Below are 14,786 nucleotides of genomic sequence, written 5' to 3'. Positions count from 1 at the left end.
GCTCCGGCCTGTCCGGCTGCATCACGGCGTTTGGTCCAAAGCCCCCCGAGGACCCGGCCGCCTTCGACTACGTCTACCGCGCCGACGACGAGCGCAAGGCGCCCCACCCCGCGCGCTTCGAGGGCGCCTTCGAGCGGGTCTCCACGACAAACGCCGCCCTCGCCGCCTCCTCCGCTTCGTTCCGCGTCGGCCAACGCCCGCCCGCAAGCCCGCCCGGGTTCCCGGCGCTGCAGATCTTCTCTTCCGTCACCGTTCTCAACGCAAGCGGCGAATTCCGCCGCGTCGACGGAAGCGTGCAGACGTTCGAGAATCGGACGATCCGGCTCTCCACGAACGCGCAGTTCGACGTGACGGGCGTCGAATCGTGGACCGTGCGCTCGGCTGCGATCGAGGCCGCCGGCGGACGCCTGCGCGTGGACGCGGGCCTCGAACCGCCGCCGTTGCTCCGCCCCGTGGAACCGGCGGTGTCCTTCACGGCCGGCGCCGACGGCGCACGCGCGACCGAGGCGCGGTTCTCCTTCGTGACGCAATTCTCGGTTCCCATGCCCGGATCCAACGAGGGCGAGCCCGGCGACGTCTGGCTGCGCCCCGGTCGGTACGGGCTGGCCATGGGCAGCGCCTCGTTCGTGCCGCAGACGCCCGTCGCAGTCCAGGTCGGATCCGGCTCCGTGGCGCTCAAAGCGCCCGGCGGGCGCCTGGAGCTTCGCGGCGCGACGCAACCGTCCGCCGACGCGCGCATCGACGTCGCGCAAGGCTCGGGGACGATCGACGTCACGGGCGGGCGCGCAAGCCTCGACCTCTCCGCCGTCCAGTGGTGGACGAACGACCGTCCGCGCTTCGAGGCGGCGCTTCGCGCGGAGCTTGCGACCGGAGGAACGGAGGCGGCGGTCGAGCTGCGCGAAGGGCAGAACCAAACGTTTTGGATCCGGGTCGGCGAGACGTCGCGCGTGGGAAGCGCGCCCAACGTCCACCCGCGCCTGGAACGGGCGGGCCTCAACGCGACCTACGGCTGGGACTGGTACGGCTCCCCGGACCCCAACCTCGCGGAGGTCTTCGGATCGGCGTTCAAGAACCTGTTCTTCGGCCTCTTCTTCGACTTCACCGTGACGTCCTTTGCGCCGGGCGAGGCGAAGTTCCTGCCCCTGTACGTCGAAATCGATCCCGGCACGGCGCCGGGCACCCACGCGGTCGTGGGGAGCTTCCTTGGCGACAACGCGCGCTCGAACGAGGTGCGCGTCGTCGTCACGGTTCCGTCGTGAGCCCGTCCGACCCGCGCTTGCCGAGGATCTCGAGCATCTTCTCCTCGAGCACGCGGGCGGGCACGTCGGGAAGCGACAGGAGCGTCGTGGCGCCGGTCATGCCCTTGCCGCTTCGGCGCGCCGTGAGAAGGCCCGCCGCCTCGAGGTCCTTGAGGTAGTTCCAGTACTGCGTGTGCGCCCGCGGCGCCTCGCCGTGCTCCTCGCACGCAAGCGCGTAGCGCTTCTCGGCCTCGCCCGTCGTCACGAACGCGTCGCCGCGCTTCAAGGCGCGCGCGACGGCAAGGAGCGCAAGCTGCCGGTGGCGGTCGAGGTCCCGAAGCTTCGCCTCGCTCACCACGCCGTAGGTCTCCGCCTTGGCGACGCGGACGTCCTCGGCGTTGAGACGCGACCGGCCCTCGCCGTCGGCCACGATGCCCGCCTTCTCGAGAAGCTCGATCGCGTACCGGGCGCTTCCCTGGCCGAACTCCGCCGCGATCTCGCCGAGAAGCTCCGGCAGGTCGTCGGGCACCGTGCTCGGGTGGAAGGCAAGCCCGACGCGCTGGCGCACGATGCGCGAAAGCGGCTCGGCCCCGTAGCGGGCAAGCGCGATCTCGGCGGCGATCTTCAGCGTGCTCGCGGAGGCCTCGTCGAGCGCCGCGCGCGGGTGCTGCTGGCCGGTGAGGAGGAGGCTCACGGTGCCGCCGGAGCCGTCCTCGTTGAAGCGCGTGAGGTCGTAGATGAGCTCGGAGCCGGCGCGCTTCACGAAGAAGTCGGCCTCGTCGAGCACGACGATGAGGTGGGCCTCGCGCCGGGCAAGCTGCGCGCGCAGGTTGTCGAGCATCTCCGACACCGAGAAGCCGCGGTCGGGGAAGCGCGGCTCGAAGTGCTGGAGGATCTTGAGGAGGGCGGCGCTTGCGCTTGGCTTCTTGCGCCCGTTCACCTCGGTCCATTCCACGCGCGTTCCGCGCTTCTCGGCGGCGCGGTGGAACTCCATGCAGAAGCGCTTCGAGAGGGCGGTCTTGCCCACGCCCACGGGGCCCGTGATCGTGACGTTCACCGGGACGCGGGCGGAAAGGAGCCCCCGGAAGGCCTGCGCAAGCTGCCCCGCCTCCTCCTCGCGGCCGGGAAGCTCGTCGGGGACGTAGTCGAAGGAGAGCTTCGACTGGTCCTTGAAGACGCTGGGGCCGTGGAGCTCCTGTTCGATGAGGTCGCGCATGATAGTTTCGGGCCACCATCCCGCGGACGGGTATTAAGGGGTTCTCCGGGGGTTGCCGAAAGTGTCGCGACGGGCGTGCGATGAACGATCATCGCGCTCCGATGAATGTTCATCGCAGCGCTGCTTTCGCTCGGAGAGAAAGGGTGCGAAGGGAGGGAGGAAAACGTGGACTGTTTTCAGAGGGGGCGAAAGGACCCTCCCTTCGACAATCTTGTCAGGAAGGGTCCATTTATATCATTTCTCGCGAGAGCTTGTCGGGATTCGCGAGAGCCTAGGCGCCACGGAGCCCGTCAGCGGCGGATCCGGTCCTTGTACTTGCCGTAGACGTCCGGCGCGTGCCGGGCGACGTACGCGGCCATCTCCTCGTCCGAGAGCGCCGTCGTCCGGCCCGATTCCCAGAGCTTGTTCGTCTCGTCGACGATCCGCTTGATTCCCGGGTGATCCTTGCCCACCTTCTCGGGGCCGTGGAGCCCGAAGTAGTAGTTGATCCAGAAGGCGATGCCGGCGGCGCCCGAGTAGCTCGTGATGCCCACGCCCGGCGGGCGGTTCAAGAGCTTCTCCGTGTCGAAGGGCAGGTACATCTCGATGTTCTTCAGGATGCCGTCGGCGTGGATGCCCGCCCGCGTGACGTTGAAGTTCTTGCCCGCGATGGGCCAGTAGGGCGGGATCGCAAAGCCAAGCTCCTTCTGGTAGTAGTCGGCGATCTCGGTGATGACGCGGGAATCCATGCCGTCGAAGCCGCCCTTCAAGCCCGCGTACATGAACACCATGATCTCGAGCGGCACGTTGCCCGCGCGCTCGCCGATGCCAAGGAGCGTGCAGTTGTTGCGCGCGGCGCCGTACATCCAGGCGGCCGTCGCGTTTGGGATGCCAAGCTGGAAGTCCTGCTGGCCGTGGAACTCGAGGCAGTCGGCGGGCACGCCGGCCATGTGGCGGAGCACCCACGTGAGCTTGGGGATCGAGCGGGGAAGCGCCGCCTCGACCCACGGGACGCCCACGCCAAGCGTGTCGGGGTAGCGGATGACGACGCGCTGGCCGTACTTCTCCGACAGGCGCATGAGCTTGCGCGCGAAGGGGACGGTGACGCCAAAGGTGTCGGCGCGCGTGGAGTCCTCGAAGTGGCAGCGCAGCGTGAAGCCGGCTTTCAGGACCTCCTCGGCAAGCTCGAGGTATTCGGCGACGACCTTGCTGCGCGCGGAGCCCGTGCCGAACTTGTAGAAGATGTGGTAGTCTGAGATCGAGGTGAGCATGCCCGTCTCGGTGAGCTCGTGGCCGGTCTCGCGCCGGATGCGGTCCGCGGTCTCCTTGAAGAGCTTCACGTCGTTCTTCGTCGCGCGGATCCAGGCGGTGACCTGCGGCGAGCCCTTGCCGGCTTCCAGGCACCGGCTCACGGCCTGGATGTCGCGCTCGGTGTAGACGAAGAACTCGGACATCGAGATCTTGTTGTTCGGGCCGCCGAGGCGCTTTTCCATCTCGTAGAGCTTCACCATCTGCTCGACGGTGTAGGGCTCGCGGCTCTGCTGGCCGTCGCGGAACGTCGTGTCGGTGATCCAGATGTCGCGCGGCACGTCCGTCGGGAAGACGATGCCGTCGAGCGGGATGCGGGGGGCCTCGGAGAAGGGGAAGATGTCGTGGTACAGTTGGGGCTCGGGCACGTCGACGATCTGGTAGTCGGGAAGGTCGAGCGACTCGCGTTTGATGCGCGAGAGAAGCTCGTCCCGCGACTCGCTGGGGCTCACGGCGTCACCGATGAGGGCGGGGAAGCGGGTGAAACGTTATAAGCTTCGCCCTGGCGGCAGCCGGAATCCGCGCGTGTCGCCGCGCACCGACGGCGCGTCCGTGCCGAGCCACGTACGACCGCCTTTGGGCGCCGCGCCCGCTTGAGGTACGATGCGAGCCTGGGGCATCCTGCTTGCCATCGCGACCCTCGCGGCCGCCGCCTCGTTGCCCGCGGCAAGCGCCCGGCCGCTCGTGCCGGAGTGGGAGGGCACGCGCTCCGTCACGGTCCTCACGAACCTCTTTGGGCCCATCGACTTCGCGCTTGCGCCCGACGGCTCGGTCTGGTGGAACGAGTACTACTCCGGAAACGTGACGCGTTGGGACCCGCGAACGGACGAACGCACGGTCGTGTTCCACGCGCCCCCCATTCCAAACGGCGTGGAGCGCGGCATGCTGGGCCTTGCGCTCGACCCCGACGTGCTTGCCAACGGCGTCTTCTACGTGTACTACACGGTGGCCGACCCGCAGAACCCGGATGGGGGAACGAACCGGCTCTCCCGGATCGCCGGATCGCAGGAGACGGTCCTCCTCACGCTCTCGGCCGACAAGCTGCACAACGGCGGGCGCATCGCGTTTGCGCCCGACGGCTCGCTCGTCGTGACGACGGGCGAGAACAACAAGCCCAACGAGGCGCAGAACCCCGAATCGTTTCTGGGGAAGGTCCTGCGCCTTTGGCCCGACGGCCGCCCGCACGAGGACAACCTCGAGGGTCACGTCTTCTCGATGGGCCACCGCAACCTCTACGGACTTGCGATCGACCCCGACGGGCGGATCTTCGTCACCGAGAACAGCAACGCCGAGCGCGACGAGGTGAACCTCGTCGTCGCGGGCGGGAACTACGGCTGGCCCCACTGCGAGGGGACCGTGCGCTTCGACGTGCGGCGGTACGAGCCCCTCTCCGAGCCCTGCGACGACCCGCGTTTCGTCGGGCCCATCGGCGAGTTCTATCCGACGGGCACCGCCGCGCCCACGGGCGCCGGTTGGCTGCGCGGCGCCTTGCACTGGGCGTCCTGGAACGAGGGCGCGATCCACCGCATGACCGAAGGCCCCGCGGGCGCGTGGACGGACGAGGTCGTCTGGCGCGTGGGCGGGCGCATCAACGATCTCGAAGCCGGGCTCGACGAGGACACGATCTGGTACTCCAACTGGACCTCGATCGTGCGGCTCGAGCTTCCGCCACGCCCCGATCCGGATCCCGACGAGGAGCCGCCTGGCGACGACGGCAATGGGGGCAATCACCTCGGCGGCACGCAGCCGCCCAACCGGACGGCCGGGCCCGGCGTCCTTGCCGTCGTCCTGGCGCTACTCCTCGCGGGGGCGGTGAGGCTCCGGGCGGTAGATGCGCGCGACGTGCTCGTCCCGAAGCAGCGCCCGCCGCCCCGTCGATAGCGCCGCGTGACGGTCGACCGTTTTCCGGCTCGCCTTCCGGGTCGTCATGATCGTTGATCGGCCGGACAATCGTTTGCGTTTGTGGGACGGTGCCGACGGTCGTGCCGTCCGCCCGGTCACGCTACGCGTCGACGAGAAGGACGCTCGTCCTCGCGTTGCGCGCCAAACGCTCCGTCCGGGACCCGCGGAGCTTCTCGCGCACCTCGCCCGGATCGAGCCTATGCATGAGCAGGAGGTCGTGCTGCGCGGACTCGCGCAGGATCTCGTCGTAGTACGACCCGACGACGACGCGCTCGACGGCCGGCACGCCAAGCTTGGCGCACGCTTGACGCGCCCGCTCCAGCATGCGGCGGGCGCTCTCCTCCGTCGGGAAGATCTCGTCCTGCTCGTCCTCGTCGAAGCGGGCGATCGCGTCCTCGCCGGCGCCTTCGAATCCCTTGTGCACGACCGTGAAGAGCGTGACGGAGAGCCCGGGCGCGCCGGCCAGGCGCAAGAGCCCCGTCTCCAGAGCGCGGAACGAGCGGTCCGAGCCGTCCAGGGGAACGAGGATCCGGAGGGTCATGGCGGCCCAACGGCCCTCGACGACGAAAGCCTTTGCGCTCACGCGTGGGCGGCGACGGACGGGGCGCCTGCGCCGCCCATCGCACGCTCCACCTCGGCGCGCACCGCGCCGGCCTGGATCGAGTCGACGCCCAGGTCTTCCGCCAACCTGCGCAGCATGGCTTCCTCCTTGGGGGTGACGACCCCGTCCTGCAGGACGCCCTCGAGCGCCGTCCGGTAGATGCCCACCTTGCGCTGGGCGAAGTACTCGGGCGTGGGCGCCACGCCGGGCATGGCGCGGTCGGCCACGCGCTCGGCGAACCTCTCCACGGGCTTGAACAAAAGGGTCAGCGCGCCGGCGGCCGCGATCCCGATGAGCGCGCCGTACTGCTCGCTCAGCAGCTGCTCGGCCGCCTCGGACGCGGCGAAGAACACGAGCACGAAGGTCGCGATCAGCGTGGACTGCTTGATCGACCACTTCACCTTGAGATCGATTCCCAGAAGCTGCGTGGTGAGGATGCCGTACGCGAGGACCGGCACGTACGCGAGCGTGACGAGCGGAAGCGCCAGGATGAACCGCCAATCGCCCACGCCGCCGGCCACCGGGGGGAAGACGAACACGGAGACGATGAGCGCGATCCGCGATACGTCCCGGATGCCAAAGGCGTAGGCAAAGGCCTTCGTTTGGACGCGGCGCTCGGGCGTGCGCGCCTGGCGATGCGCCTGGATCGAGACGGCCAAGGCGAGGAGGTAGACTGCAAGCGAGAGCCAATTCACGAGGGCAAGCGACGGGCCGGCCACGGCTTCCCAGGGCGCGTACGACGCGGGAACGACGTCCGCCAGGTACGCGCTTCGGTTCGTGAGCCAGTGCGCCTCAAGGGCCAGAAGCGCAACGAGCAGACCGGCGCCGGCCGCGCGGTGGCGGAGCGGGCGCGCCAACGGTCCATCGAGCGTGCCAAGGAACCAGAGGTAGAGGAACGGAAGGGCCAGGAACGCCGTGATTCCGACGGCCTGCAGACCGCCGGCGTCGGCGCGTCCGGCGGCCATGTACAGAAGCCCCGTTGCCGTGCCCGCCACCATGGCCTCGAAGAAGAGCACGAGCGCGAGCCTTCGGTTGGGCTGGCGCGAGGGGGCCGTGAAGTAGATGAGGCCGGCCATGGCAAGCGAAAGGGCCATGGCGGCAAGCCCGGGGATCGCCAGAGGATTGAGCACGAAGGCCATGCGGCAGGACCCCTACGTCGGGCCCCCGAGAATTGGACCGACGGCGCGGCTCGGGGGAGACGGCCGCGCCGCCGAAGCCGCGCTTGTTTCCTCGACTTGGGTCCCCAGCATGAAGGCCTCGTCGGATCGCGCGCCCTCGCCAACGGTCGAAAAGGCGGACACCTGGTAGAAACACAAGGACACGGCCGGACAGGTCGTGTCCACGTATTCCGTCACGAGACCCACTTCGGCCAGGAGCTCCGCGCGTCCGCTCTCGAGGCCGCGGTAAAGGCGGTACCCGTCGACCGGTTGGCTTCCTTCCGTGGCCGGCGGGTCCCACAGGATCCGAACGTCGCCCACCCCGGGTCCGGGCAGCGCCACCACGTTTTGCGGCGCGCCGGGCGCCACGTTGTAGCGCAGGATCACGTCCGTAGCCGTCTCCTGCGTGGCGCCGCCGAACAGGAAGGCGTTGCTTCCGGTCCAGACGGCCGCGTTGCAGCAGATGCCCTCGGGCAGCGTCGCCGGCATGACGTCGAAGCGATCCCCGGCCGGGTCGTAGCGGAGGATGGTCCCGCTCATGCCCTCGGCGGTCTCTCCACCGAACAGGTACGCGTACTCGCCGCTCCAGACGGACGTCCCGCAGCAGATGCCCTCGGGCAGCACGGCGCCCATCTCCACGATCTCGTGCGTCTGCGGATCGAACCGGAGCACGCCGCTTGCGAAGCCCGTGGCGGTCTCGCCGCCGAAGAGGTACACGTGCGTTCCGTCGAAGACGGCCATGGAGCAGCAGATGCCTTCCGGCAGGGTCTGGCCGATCGCGACGACCTCGTCGTTGGCCGGGTCGTAGCGGAGGATGAGGTTCGACCATCCGCCCTCGGCGCCGGCCGTCGCCGTCGAGGCGCCCGCGTCGGGCACGCGACCGCCGAAGATCCAGAGGAACTGCCCGTCCGAGACCGCAGGTCCGCAGCAGATGCCGTCCAGCAGGGTCGCCTGCATGATCGCGATCTCGTCGTTGGCGACGTCGTAGCGGAGGATCGTGTCGCTGCAGCAGATCCCGTCGCCGTGCTCGGCGGAGCTGAGGCTGGCAGCCGAGCAGCAGATGCCGTCGGCGGTGAGCCCGCCGAGGATGTACGCATGCCCCTGGTGGAAGACCGCGGGCCCGCAGCAGATGCCTTCGGGAAGCGTGGCCTGCATGGGCACGAGCTCGTCCGCTTCCGCGTCGTAGCGCAGGATGTCGGAGTACAGTTGGCCGCTGCCCTGTTGGGCCGACAGGCTTGCACCGGAAGACCCCGCGCTTGCGCCGCCGAAGACGAAGGCGTGCGTGCCCGTCCACACGGCCCCAAGGCCGTAGCGTCCCGTGGGAAGGGTGGATTCCATCGTGGTCACGGTGTCGCCGGACGCGGCCGTCGCGCTTGCGCCGTTGGACGCGGGGCTCTCGCCGGCAGCCGTGCGCGCGGTGAGGAAATAGAACATGGTCCCCCCGCTTGCAACCTCGTCGGTGTACTCCGTCAGGTCGCCGCCAACCTCGCGATGGAAGGTCTCCTCGCCCTGCGTGTCGGCGCGGTGGATGCGGTAACCTTCGACGCGCGCGCCGCCGTCGGACTCGGGCGGCGACCACGTGAGATGGATGCGGCCCGGACTGTCCAGCGCGCGGGCCGCAAGCCCGACGGGAGGGCTCGGCAGGTCGAACGTCGTGGCCGAAGCAGGGACGCTTTGCGGGCCTTGCCCCGCGAGGGTGAGCGCGCTGACCGCGTAGAAGAACGTGGCCGCGTCGGCAAGCGGGCCGTCGACGTGCCCGACTACGTTGCCCACTTGCGTGAGGAACGTGAGGTCGTCGGCCGAAGGTCCCCGGAAAATCCGGTAGCCCATGACGGCCGATCCGCCGTCGTCGGCCGGCGGTTGCCAGGCGAGCGCGATCTGCCCGCGCCCCGGCCCGGCCGTGGCTTCCAGGTTCTCGGGAGCGCCCGGCAACGCCACGGCGGTCGCCTGGACGGTGTTGGAAGGCCCGCTCTCGCCGGCCAGGTTGCGGGCCGCGACCCGGTACTTCATCAGCGCGCCGATGAGTGCCCTCGCGTCGACGAAGCTCCGCACGTCGCCGAGCTCAGCGATGCGCTCGCTGCGTCCGTCCGGCCCGTCGCGGTACACGTTGTACCCGAGGACGGGGCCGGAGCCGGAATTGGCCGGCTCGCGCCATGCAAGCGAAATCTCCCCGGCGCCCGGGCCGACCTGCGCCGTCAGCCCGCGCGGGGAGGTCGGGGGCTTGAGGGGGTTGGCCTGCGCCAACGGACCCACCGCCGAAAGGACGAGAAATGCGACCAGCAAGATGGCTACGCGCGCGCGTGCGGACATGCCCCCGGCCTCCGGCCGCCGCAGCGACGAACCAAGCTTTCTACCTTGGGGTATCGAGGGCCGGGTACGAAGCGCCTTCATACGACCCGACGCACGATTTGCGACTCTCACCCGAGTGGCCGCAAGCCGGTCAAGGGACCCGGCGCGCGCTTGGCTTGCACGAGCACCCGGAAGCGCTCGCCCATCCCGGCCGGGTGTAGCAGGTTCTTCAACGCAAGCTGCGTGCCCGCGTCGGCGCTTGCCACGACCCTTTCCGCGCCGCCCAGGGCGAGCAAGAAGCGCCCCTGGCTCACGAGCCCGAGGTTCACGAGGCCCTCCTCCTCGCCCGCCTTCTCGAGCGACGCAAAGTCCACGTCGGCCGTGAGGTCCTGCTCGCCGGGCTCGGCAAGCGGGTCGTCGCCGGGGCGGTGGGCAAAGAAGCAGCGGAGCGTCGAGCCGCGCTCCAAAAGCTCGGGCGTCGTCGCGCCGTAGTCGATCGTCAGGACGTATCCGCGGGACAGCAAGGCCGCCACCCGGCGGAGAAGCGCGGGGGCGCCGGGCGCGACCTCAAGCTGCAAGCCGTCGGCGGGCTCGATGCCCATCCACGCGAGGTACGCACGGGCCTCGGGCGTGAGGTCCCCGAGCACGGAGCGCAGCTTTCCGTCCCGAACGATCACGTGCACCTCGCGCCACGCCCCGCGCACGGCGCGCAGGCGATGCACCGGCTGCGCGTCGAAGAGCTCGTTCGAAAGGACGCAGCCCGTCAGGCTTTCCTTCGGAATCTGCTCCAGCGTCTTGCCGCGCGAGAGCTTGCCGTGGGGCTCGACGGCAACCGGGCAAAACGCCTCGGAGAAACCCGGCGTCCGCCGCGCTTCTTCGTAGATCGCGTCCAGGAGCTCGCCCTTTCCCGCGCCCACGTCGACCACGTCGAAGCGCGACGGGGATCCCAGTCGCTGCCACATCTCCGCGAGCTGGCGGCACAGCAGCTCCCCGAAGACGGGCGTCGCCTGCGGCGCCGTGTAGAAATCGCGGCCCGGTCCACGGCGGACGTAGTACCCGTGCGCGGGATGGTAGAGGCAAAGCTCCATGAAGCGAGAGAAGGGGATGCGTCCGCCCGCGCGCTCGATCTCCGCTCGAATGGCCTCCTCGGCCGGGGTCATGGCGTCCCCCGCAGAAGCAGGAGCCACCATGCAAGCGCGAGCACGAAGGCGAGCACGGCGAGGGCAAACGCGAGCACGGCCCAGCGAAGATCCGTGCCGACGACGATCGGGATCGGACCGAGGAAGACGACGCCGCCTCCCCGCACGCGAGGGGACGGGGCCGGATCGCGCATGTCCCCGGGGGCTTGCGGCGGCGGGACGAGCCCCACGCGGCCGAGCATCCAAAGCACGAACCCCGCAAAGAGCGCAAGCATCCCCAACCCGCCCGTCGCGCTTGCCCCGTGCACGACGGGAAACACGACAAACAGCGACACTTGGAGCTGCCCCGTCCAGAGGCCGTGACCGACGAGCGCCGCGCCGGCGGCAACGAGCAGGGCGCCGGCGAAGGAGAGTGCGCGCACGGTGGGGCATCGGGGCCCGCGGTTGAAATGGTTTATGCCGGGGCCACCCCCTTGCCCGCCCCATGCGCGTCTGCATGGGAGGGACCTTCGACCGGCTGCACCGCGGGCACGAGGCGCTCTTTGCGCGCGCGTTTGCCGTCGGCACGCACGTGTTCCTCGGCGTCACGTCCGACGCCCTTGCCAATCGCGGCCGCCGCCGGAAGGTGCGGCCGTACCGCGCGCGGGAGAAAAGCCTTCGTGATTTCTTGAAACTACGAAACTGGTTGTCCCGCGCCACGGTCGCCCGCATCGACGAGCCCTACGGACGCGCGCTTGCCGGCGACTACGACGCGATCGTGGTGTCGCCCGAGACCCGCTCCACCGCCGAGCGGCTGAACGAGGAGCGCGTCGCGGCCGGTCGGCACCCACTTTTGGTCCTTGAGGTGCCCCACGTGCTCGCCGCCGACGGGGCGCCCGTGAGCGCCTCGCGGATCGTGGCCGGCGAGATCGACGCCGAGGGCCGCCTGCTTGCGCCGCGGATCGCGATCGGAAGCGCCAACCCGGTCAAGGTCGACGCGGTCCGCCGCGTGGCGCGTCGCGCGTTCGGCAAGGCGACGGTGAGCGCCCATGCGGTCTCGTCCGGGGTGCCCGAGCAGCCCTTCGGTACGGACGAGATCGTTCGCGGCGCAAGCAACCGCGCCCGCGCCGCGCTTGCCGTGAACGCGCGCGCGCAGCTTGGCGTGGGCGTCGAGGCGGGCTTGGTGTGGGACGCCGGCGCGGGGCGGCTGTTCGACGTTCAGCACTGCGTGGTGCTCGACCGGGCCGGCCGCGCGACCGTGGGCCACGGCCCGGGGTTTGTCCACCCGCCCGGCGTGGAAGCGGCCGTGAAGGGTGGGCGGACCGTGGGGCAGGCGATCGACGAGCTCGCCGGCACGCAAGGCATCGGCGCCAAGCAGGGCGCCATCGGCTTCCTGTCGGGCGGCGCGATGGAACGGCGGGCGCTTACCGAGGCGGCGGTGCTCATGGCGTTGCTCCCCCGTTGCAACCCCCGACTCTACGATCCGTAGGCTGCGGTTCTCGTCGTCAACGACGAGCCAGCTGCGAATCTCGCAGGGTTCGTTCGCAAGGGGCCCCCATCCATGGCCGCAAGGCTTCGAAGCTCGGATTCGCTCGGGAAACCGGGCGGTCCCGGAACGCACATGTACCCCAGCAGACCTTGTAGTCTACGAAATTCGTAGCCTTTTGGTCCGTGATCCCATGCCCCGCCCCTTCGTCCCCGCCACGCCGCCTGGCAAGAAAGGCAAGGAGATCGTGGAGCGCGACCACAAGGCGCTGGTGAAGACCACGAAGACAAGCCCGGTCGTCGTCGAGCGCGGCGAAGGCTGCTGGCTAACAGGCGTGGACGGAGAGCGCTACCTCGACTTCACAAGCGGCGTGGGCGTCGTGAACACCGGCCACAGCCATCCCGCCGTCGTGGAGGCCATCCGGCGGCAGGCCGGGCAGCTCGTCCACTTCGCCGGCACCGACTACTACTATGAGCAGCAGGTGGAGCTCGCCGAGAAGCTCGCCCGCATCGCGCCCGGCGCCTTCGCGAAGAAGGTGTTCTTCACGAACTCGGGCACCGAGAGCAACGAGGCGGCCATCAAGATGGCCCGGTACGCCACGCGCCGGCGTCAGTTCCTGGCCTTCATCGGCGGCTTCCACGGGCGCACGCTCGGATCGCTCTCGCTCACCGCGAGCAAGCCCGTGCACCAGGACCGCTTCTTCCCGGCCATGCCCGGCGTGCACCACGCGCCGTACGCGAACCCGTACCGCAACCCGTGGAACCTCGACGGCTACGAGAAGCCAGCCGAGCTCACGAAGGCCGCGCTCGAATTCATCGAGAAGCATCTCCTCGCCACGTACGTCCCGGCCTCGGACGTCGCCGCCATCTTCGTGGAGCCCGTGCAGGGCGAGGGCGGCTACGTCGTGCCGCCGAAGGACTTCCACGCGGAGCTTCGCAAGCTCGCCGACCGCCACGGCATGCTCCTTTGCTTCGACGAGGTGCAGACGGGCTTTGGCCGCACCGGCAAGATGTTCGCGGCCGAGCACTTCGGCGTCTCGCCCGACACGATGCAGCTTGCAAAGGCGATGGCCTCCGGGTTGCCCATGGGCGCGCTCGTGGCGCGCGCGGACCTCGACTTCGACGTCGAGGGCGCGCACAGCAACACCTACGGCGGAAACGTGCTCGCCTGCGCGGCCTCGCTCGCCACGATCGACGTGCTGCAGAAGGGGCTTGTGGAAAACGCGGCCAAGCGCGGGGCGCACCTGCGCGCGCGACTCGACGAGCTGCCCGACGAATTCCCGATCGTGGGCGACGTGCGGGGCCTGGGCCTCATGCAGGCGACCGATCTCGTCAAGGACCGGCGCACGAAGGAGCACGCGACCAAGGAGCGCGACGCCGTGATCGAGGCCGCGTACAAGAAGGGGCTCGTGCTCCTGCCTTGCGGCAAGTCGGGGATCCGCTACATCCCGCCGCTTGTCGTCACGGACGAGGAGATCGACGTGGCCGTCGAGATCGTGCGGGAGTGCTTGCGGGCGGCTCGCTAGGCCCAAAGCCGCCGACGGATCTCGTCCACCGCGCGCTCGCGAGGGACACGCGTTTGCGCGCCCGTGTCGCGGTCCCGGATCGTGACGCCCTGGCCCTCGAGCGTCTCGTAATCGACCGTGACGCACCAAGGCGTGCCGATCTCGTCCATGCGCGCGTACCGCTTGCCGATGGATCCCGAATCGTCGTACAGGGAGGCGATGCCGGCGTCGCGAAGCTCCCGATCGAGGCGCAGGGCTTCGGCGTCGAGGCCGTCCTTGCCCATGAGCGGGAAGACGCCCACCTTGACCGGCGCCACCTGCGGGGAGAGCTTGAGCGTGGCCCACTCGCGCTCGCCTCCCGGAACGGCGTAGGCGGATTCGAGGAGCGCGTACAGGATGCGGTCGACGCCGTAGGAGGGCTCGACCACGTGGGGCGTGTACAGCTCGCCGGACTCCGTCTCGCGCACGCGCTGCACCGCAAACGCTTCGGCGGGCACCTCGAACCGCTCGCCGTCGGCTTCCACGGTGACCTTCTCCTTTCCGCGGACGGTCTCCGGATCGAGCGCTTCGAGCGCCTCCTTCACGGCGACGGCCCTGCCCTTGAACAGGGGGCCCAGCTTCGCCGACTTCGCCACGACCTTCTCGTGCTCCACCTCGCGCGGCGCGTCGTACTTGCGAAGCGCGCGCAGCTTGACGCCCGAGACGCGCTCGTGCGCGCGAAGGTCGTAGTCGGTACGGTCCGCGATTCCGACGATCTCGACCCAGCCAAAGCGCGGCGAAAGGAACTCGGCGTCCCACGTGTCCGTGGAGTAGTGGGCCTTCTCGGTGGGCTCGTGCTGGCGGAAGCGGAGGCGCGAGGGGGAGAGGCCCGCGGCTTCGAGGAACTCGTCGGTGAGCGCAAGGAAGTAGCCGAGCGCGCCGTTTGCGATCACGCCCTTGGCGACGGCTTCGCCCATCTTCCATCGCCGCGCTTCCGCCAGCACGAGCC

Annotated in this window: 12 protein-coding genes; 4 read left to right on the top strand and 8 right to left on the bottom strand. The window is 69.6% G+C overall.

Going from position 1 to position 14,786, the window contains the following annotated elements; all coding sequences use genetic code 11:
* On the top strand, nucleotides 1-1,259 hold a 1,259-nt coding region (locus tag VM681_09620), incomplete at its 5' end, for a hypothetical protein (GenBank protein HVL88242.1).
* Here VM681_09620 and VM681_09615 read toward each other — a convergent pair.
* Both VM681_09615 and VM681_09610 read right to left on the bottom strand, forming a co-directional pair.
* Entirely contained in the window at nucleotides 1,243-2,454 is a 1,212-nt protein-coding gene (locus VM681_09615; GenBank protein ID HVL88241.1) for an AAA family ATPase, read from the bottom strand. The two genes, VM681_09620 and VM681_09615, sit on opposite strands and share 17 nt — an antisense overlap.
* Before the next feature lie 290 nt (nucleotides 2,455-2,744).
* Nucleotides 2,745-4,193, bottom strand: a complete 1,449-nt coding sequence (locus VM681_09610; GenBank protein ID HVL88240.1) for a 2-isopropylmalate synthase — start codon at nucleotides 4,191-4,193, stop codon at nucleotides 2,745-2,747.
* A gap of 151 nt (nucleotides 4,194-4,344) precedes the next feature.
* Here VM681_09610 and VM681_09605 point away from each other — a divergent pair, with 151 nt between their 5' ends.
* Nucleotides 4,345-5,622, top strand: coding sequence for a PQQ-dependent sugar dehydrogenase (locus VM681_09605; GenBank protein ID HVL88239.1), 1,278 nt, complete (start codon nucleotides 4,345-4,347; stop codon nucleotides 5,620-5,622).
* A gap of 121 nt (nucleotides 5,623-5,743) precedes the next feature.
* Here VM681_09605 and VM681_09600 read toward each other — a convergent pair whose 3' ends face one another.
* The 5 genes from VM681_09600 to VM681_09580 all read right to left on the bottom strand — a co-directional run bounded on the left by VM681_09600 (nucleotide 5,744) and on the right by VM681_09580 (nucleotide 11,251).
* Nucleotides 5,744-6,184, bottom strand: coding sequence for a universal stress protein (locus VM681_09600; GenBank protein HVL88238.1), 441 nt, complete (start codon nucleotides 6,182-6,184; stop codon nucleotides 5,744-5,746).
* Nucleotides 6,185-6,222: 38 nt separating this feature from the next.
* Nucleotides 6,223-7,383, bottom strand: coding sequence for a hypothetical protein (locus tag VM681_09595; GenBank protein ID HVL88237.1), 1,161 nt, complete (start codon nucleotides 7,381-7,383; stop codon nucleotides 6,223-6,225).
* Between the two features lie 12 nt (nucleotides 7,384-7,395).
* The gene (locus VM681_09590) at nucleotides 7,396-9,711 is read right to left on the bottom strand and encodes a fibronectin type III domain-containing protein (GenBank protein ID HVL88236.1); all 2,316 of its coding nucleotides are present in this window, start codon (nucleotides 9,709-9,711) and stop codon (nucleotides 7,396-7,398) included.
* A 107-nt stretch (nucleotides 9,712-9,818) separates the two neighbouring features.
* Entirely contained in the window at nucleotides 9,819-10,850 is a 1,032-nt protein-coding gene (locus VM681_09585; GenBank protein HVL88235.1) for an SAM-dependent methyltransferase, read from the bottom strand.
* A complete protein-coding gene (locus VM681_09580) occupies nucleotides 10,847-11,251 on the bottom strand; it encodes a DUF131 domain-containing protein (GenBank protein ID HVL88234.1) in 405 nt (134 codons plus the stop codon). Before VM681_09580 ends, VM681_09585 begins: the two co-directional genes overlap by 4 nt.
* Nucleotides 11,252-11,313: 62 nt before the next feature.
* Here VM681_09580 and yjjX point away from each other — a divergent pair, with 62 nt between their 5' ends.
* Nucleotides 11,314-12,297 carry an inosine/xanthosine triphosphatase gene (gene yjjX, locus VM681_09575; protein ID HVL88233.1) on the top strand — a complete coding sequence of 328 codons (984 nt, stop codon included), beginning with the start codon at nucleotides 11,314-11,316 and terminating at the stop codon, nucleotides 12,295-12,297.
* A gap of 190 nt (nucleotides 12,298-12,487) precedes the next feature.
* The gene (locus VM681_09570) at nucleotides 12,488-13,819 is read left to right on the top strand and encodes an acetyl ornithine aminotransferase family protein (protein HVL88232.1); all 1,332 of its coding nucleotides are present in this window, start codon (nucleotides 12,488-12,490) and stop codon (nucleotides 13,817-13,819) included.
* Here VM681_09570 and glyS read toward each other — a convergent pair.
* A partial coding sequence (gene glyS, locus VM681_09565) for a glycine--tRNA ligase (GenBank protein ID HVL88231.1) occupies nucleotides 13,816-14,786 on the bottom strand: 971 nt, incomplete at its 5' end. The genes VM681_09570 and glyS overlap by 4 nt on opposite strands.

This window comes from Candidatus Thermoplasmatota archaeon, from assembly GCA_035541015.1.
GTDB lineage: Archaea > Thermoplasmatota > SW-10-69-26 > JACQPN01 > JAIVGT01 > DATLFM01.
This window is presented reverse-complemented; position numbering and strand designations above follow the sequence as displayed.

Bases quoted from the DNA above. Each gene is read 5' to 3' on its own strand.
- VM681_09570 (HVL88232.1), top strand. From the start codon at position 12,488: ATGCCCCGCCCCTTCGTCCCCGCCACGCCGCCTGGCAAGAAAGGCAAG.
- VM681_09600 (HVL88238.1), bottom strand. From the start codon at position 6,184: ATGACCCTCCGGATCCTCGTTCCCCTGGACGGCTCGGACCGCTCGTTC.
- VM681_09595 (HVL88237.1), bottom strand. From the start codon at position 7,383: ATGGCCTTCGTGCTCAATCCTCTGGCGATCCCCGGGCTTGCCGCCATG.
- yjjX (HVL88233.1), top strand. From the start codon at position 11,314: ATGCGCGTCTGCATGGGAGGGACCTTCGACCGGCTGCACCGCGGGCAC.
- VM681_09615 (HVL88241.1), bottom strand. From the start codon at position 2,454: ATGCGCGACCTCATCGAACAGGAGCTCCACGGCCCCAGCGTCTTCAAG.
- VM681_09590 (HVL88236.1), bottom strand. From the start codon at position 9,711: ATGTCCGCACGCGCGCGCGTAGCCATCTTGCTGGTCGCATTTCTCGTC.
- VM681_09605 (HVL88239.1), top strand. From the start codon at position 4,345: ATGCGAGCCTGGGGCATCCTGCTTGCCATCGCGACCCTCGCGGCCGCC.
- VM681_09585 (HVL88235.1), bottom strand. From the start codon at position 10,850: ATGACCCCGGCCGAGGAGGCCATTCGAGCGGAGATCGAGCGCGCGGGC.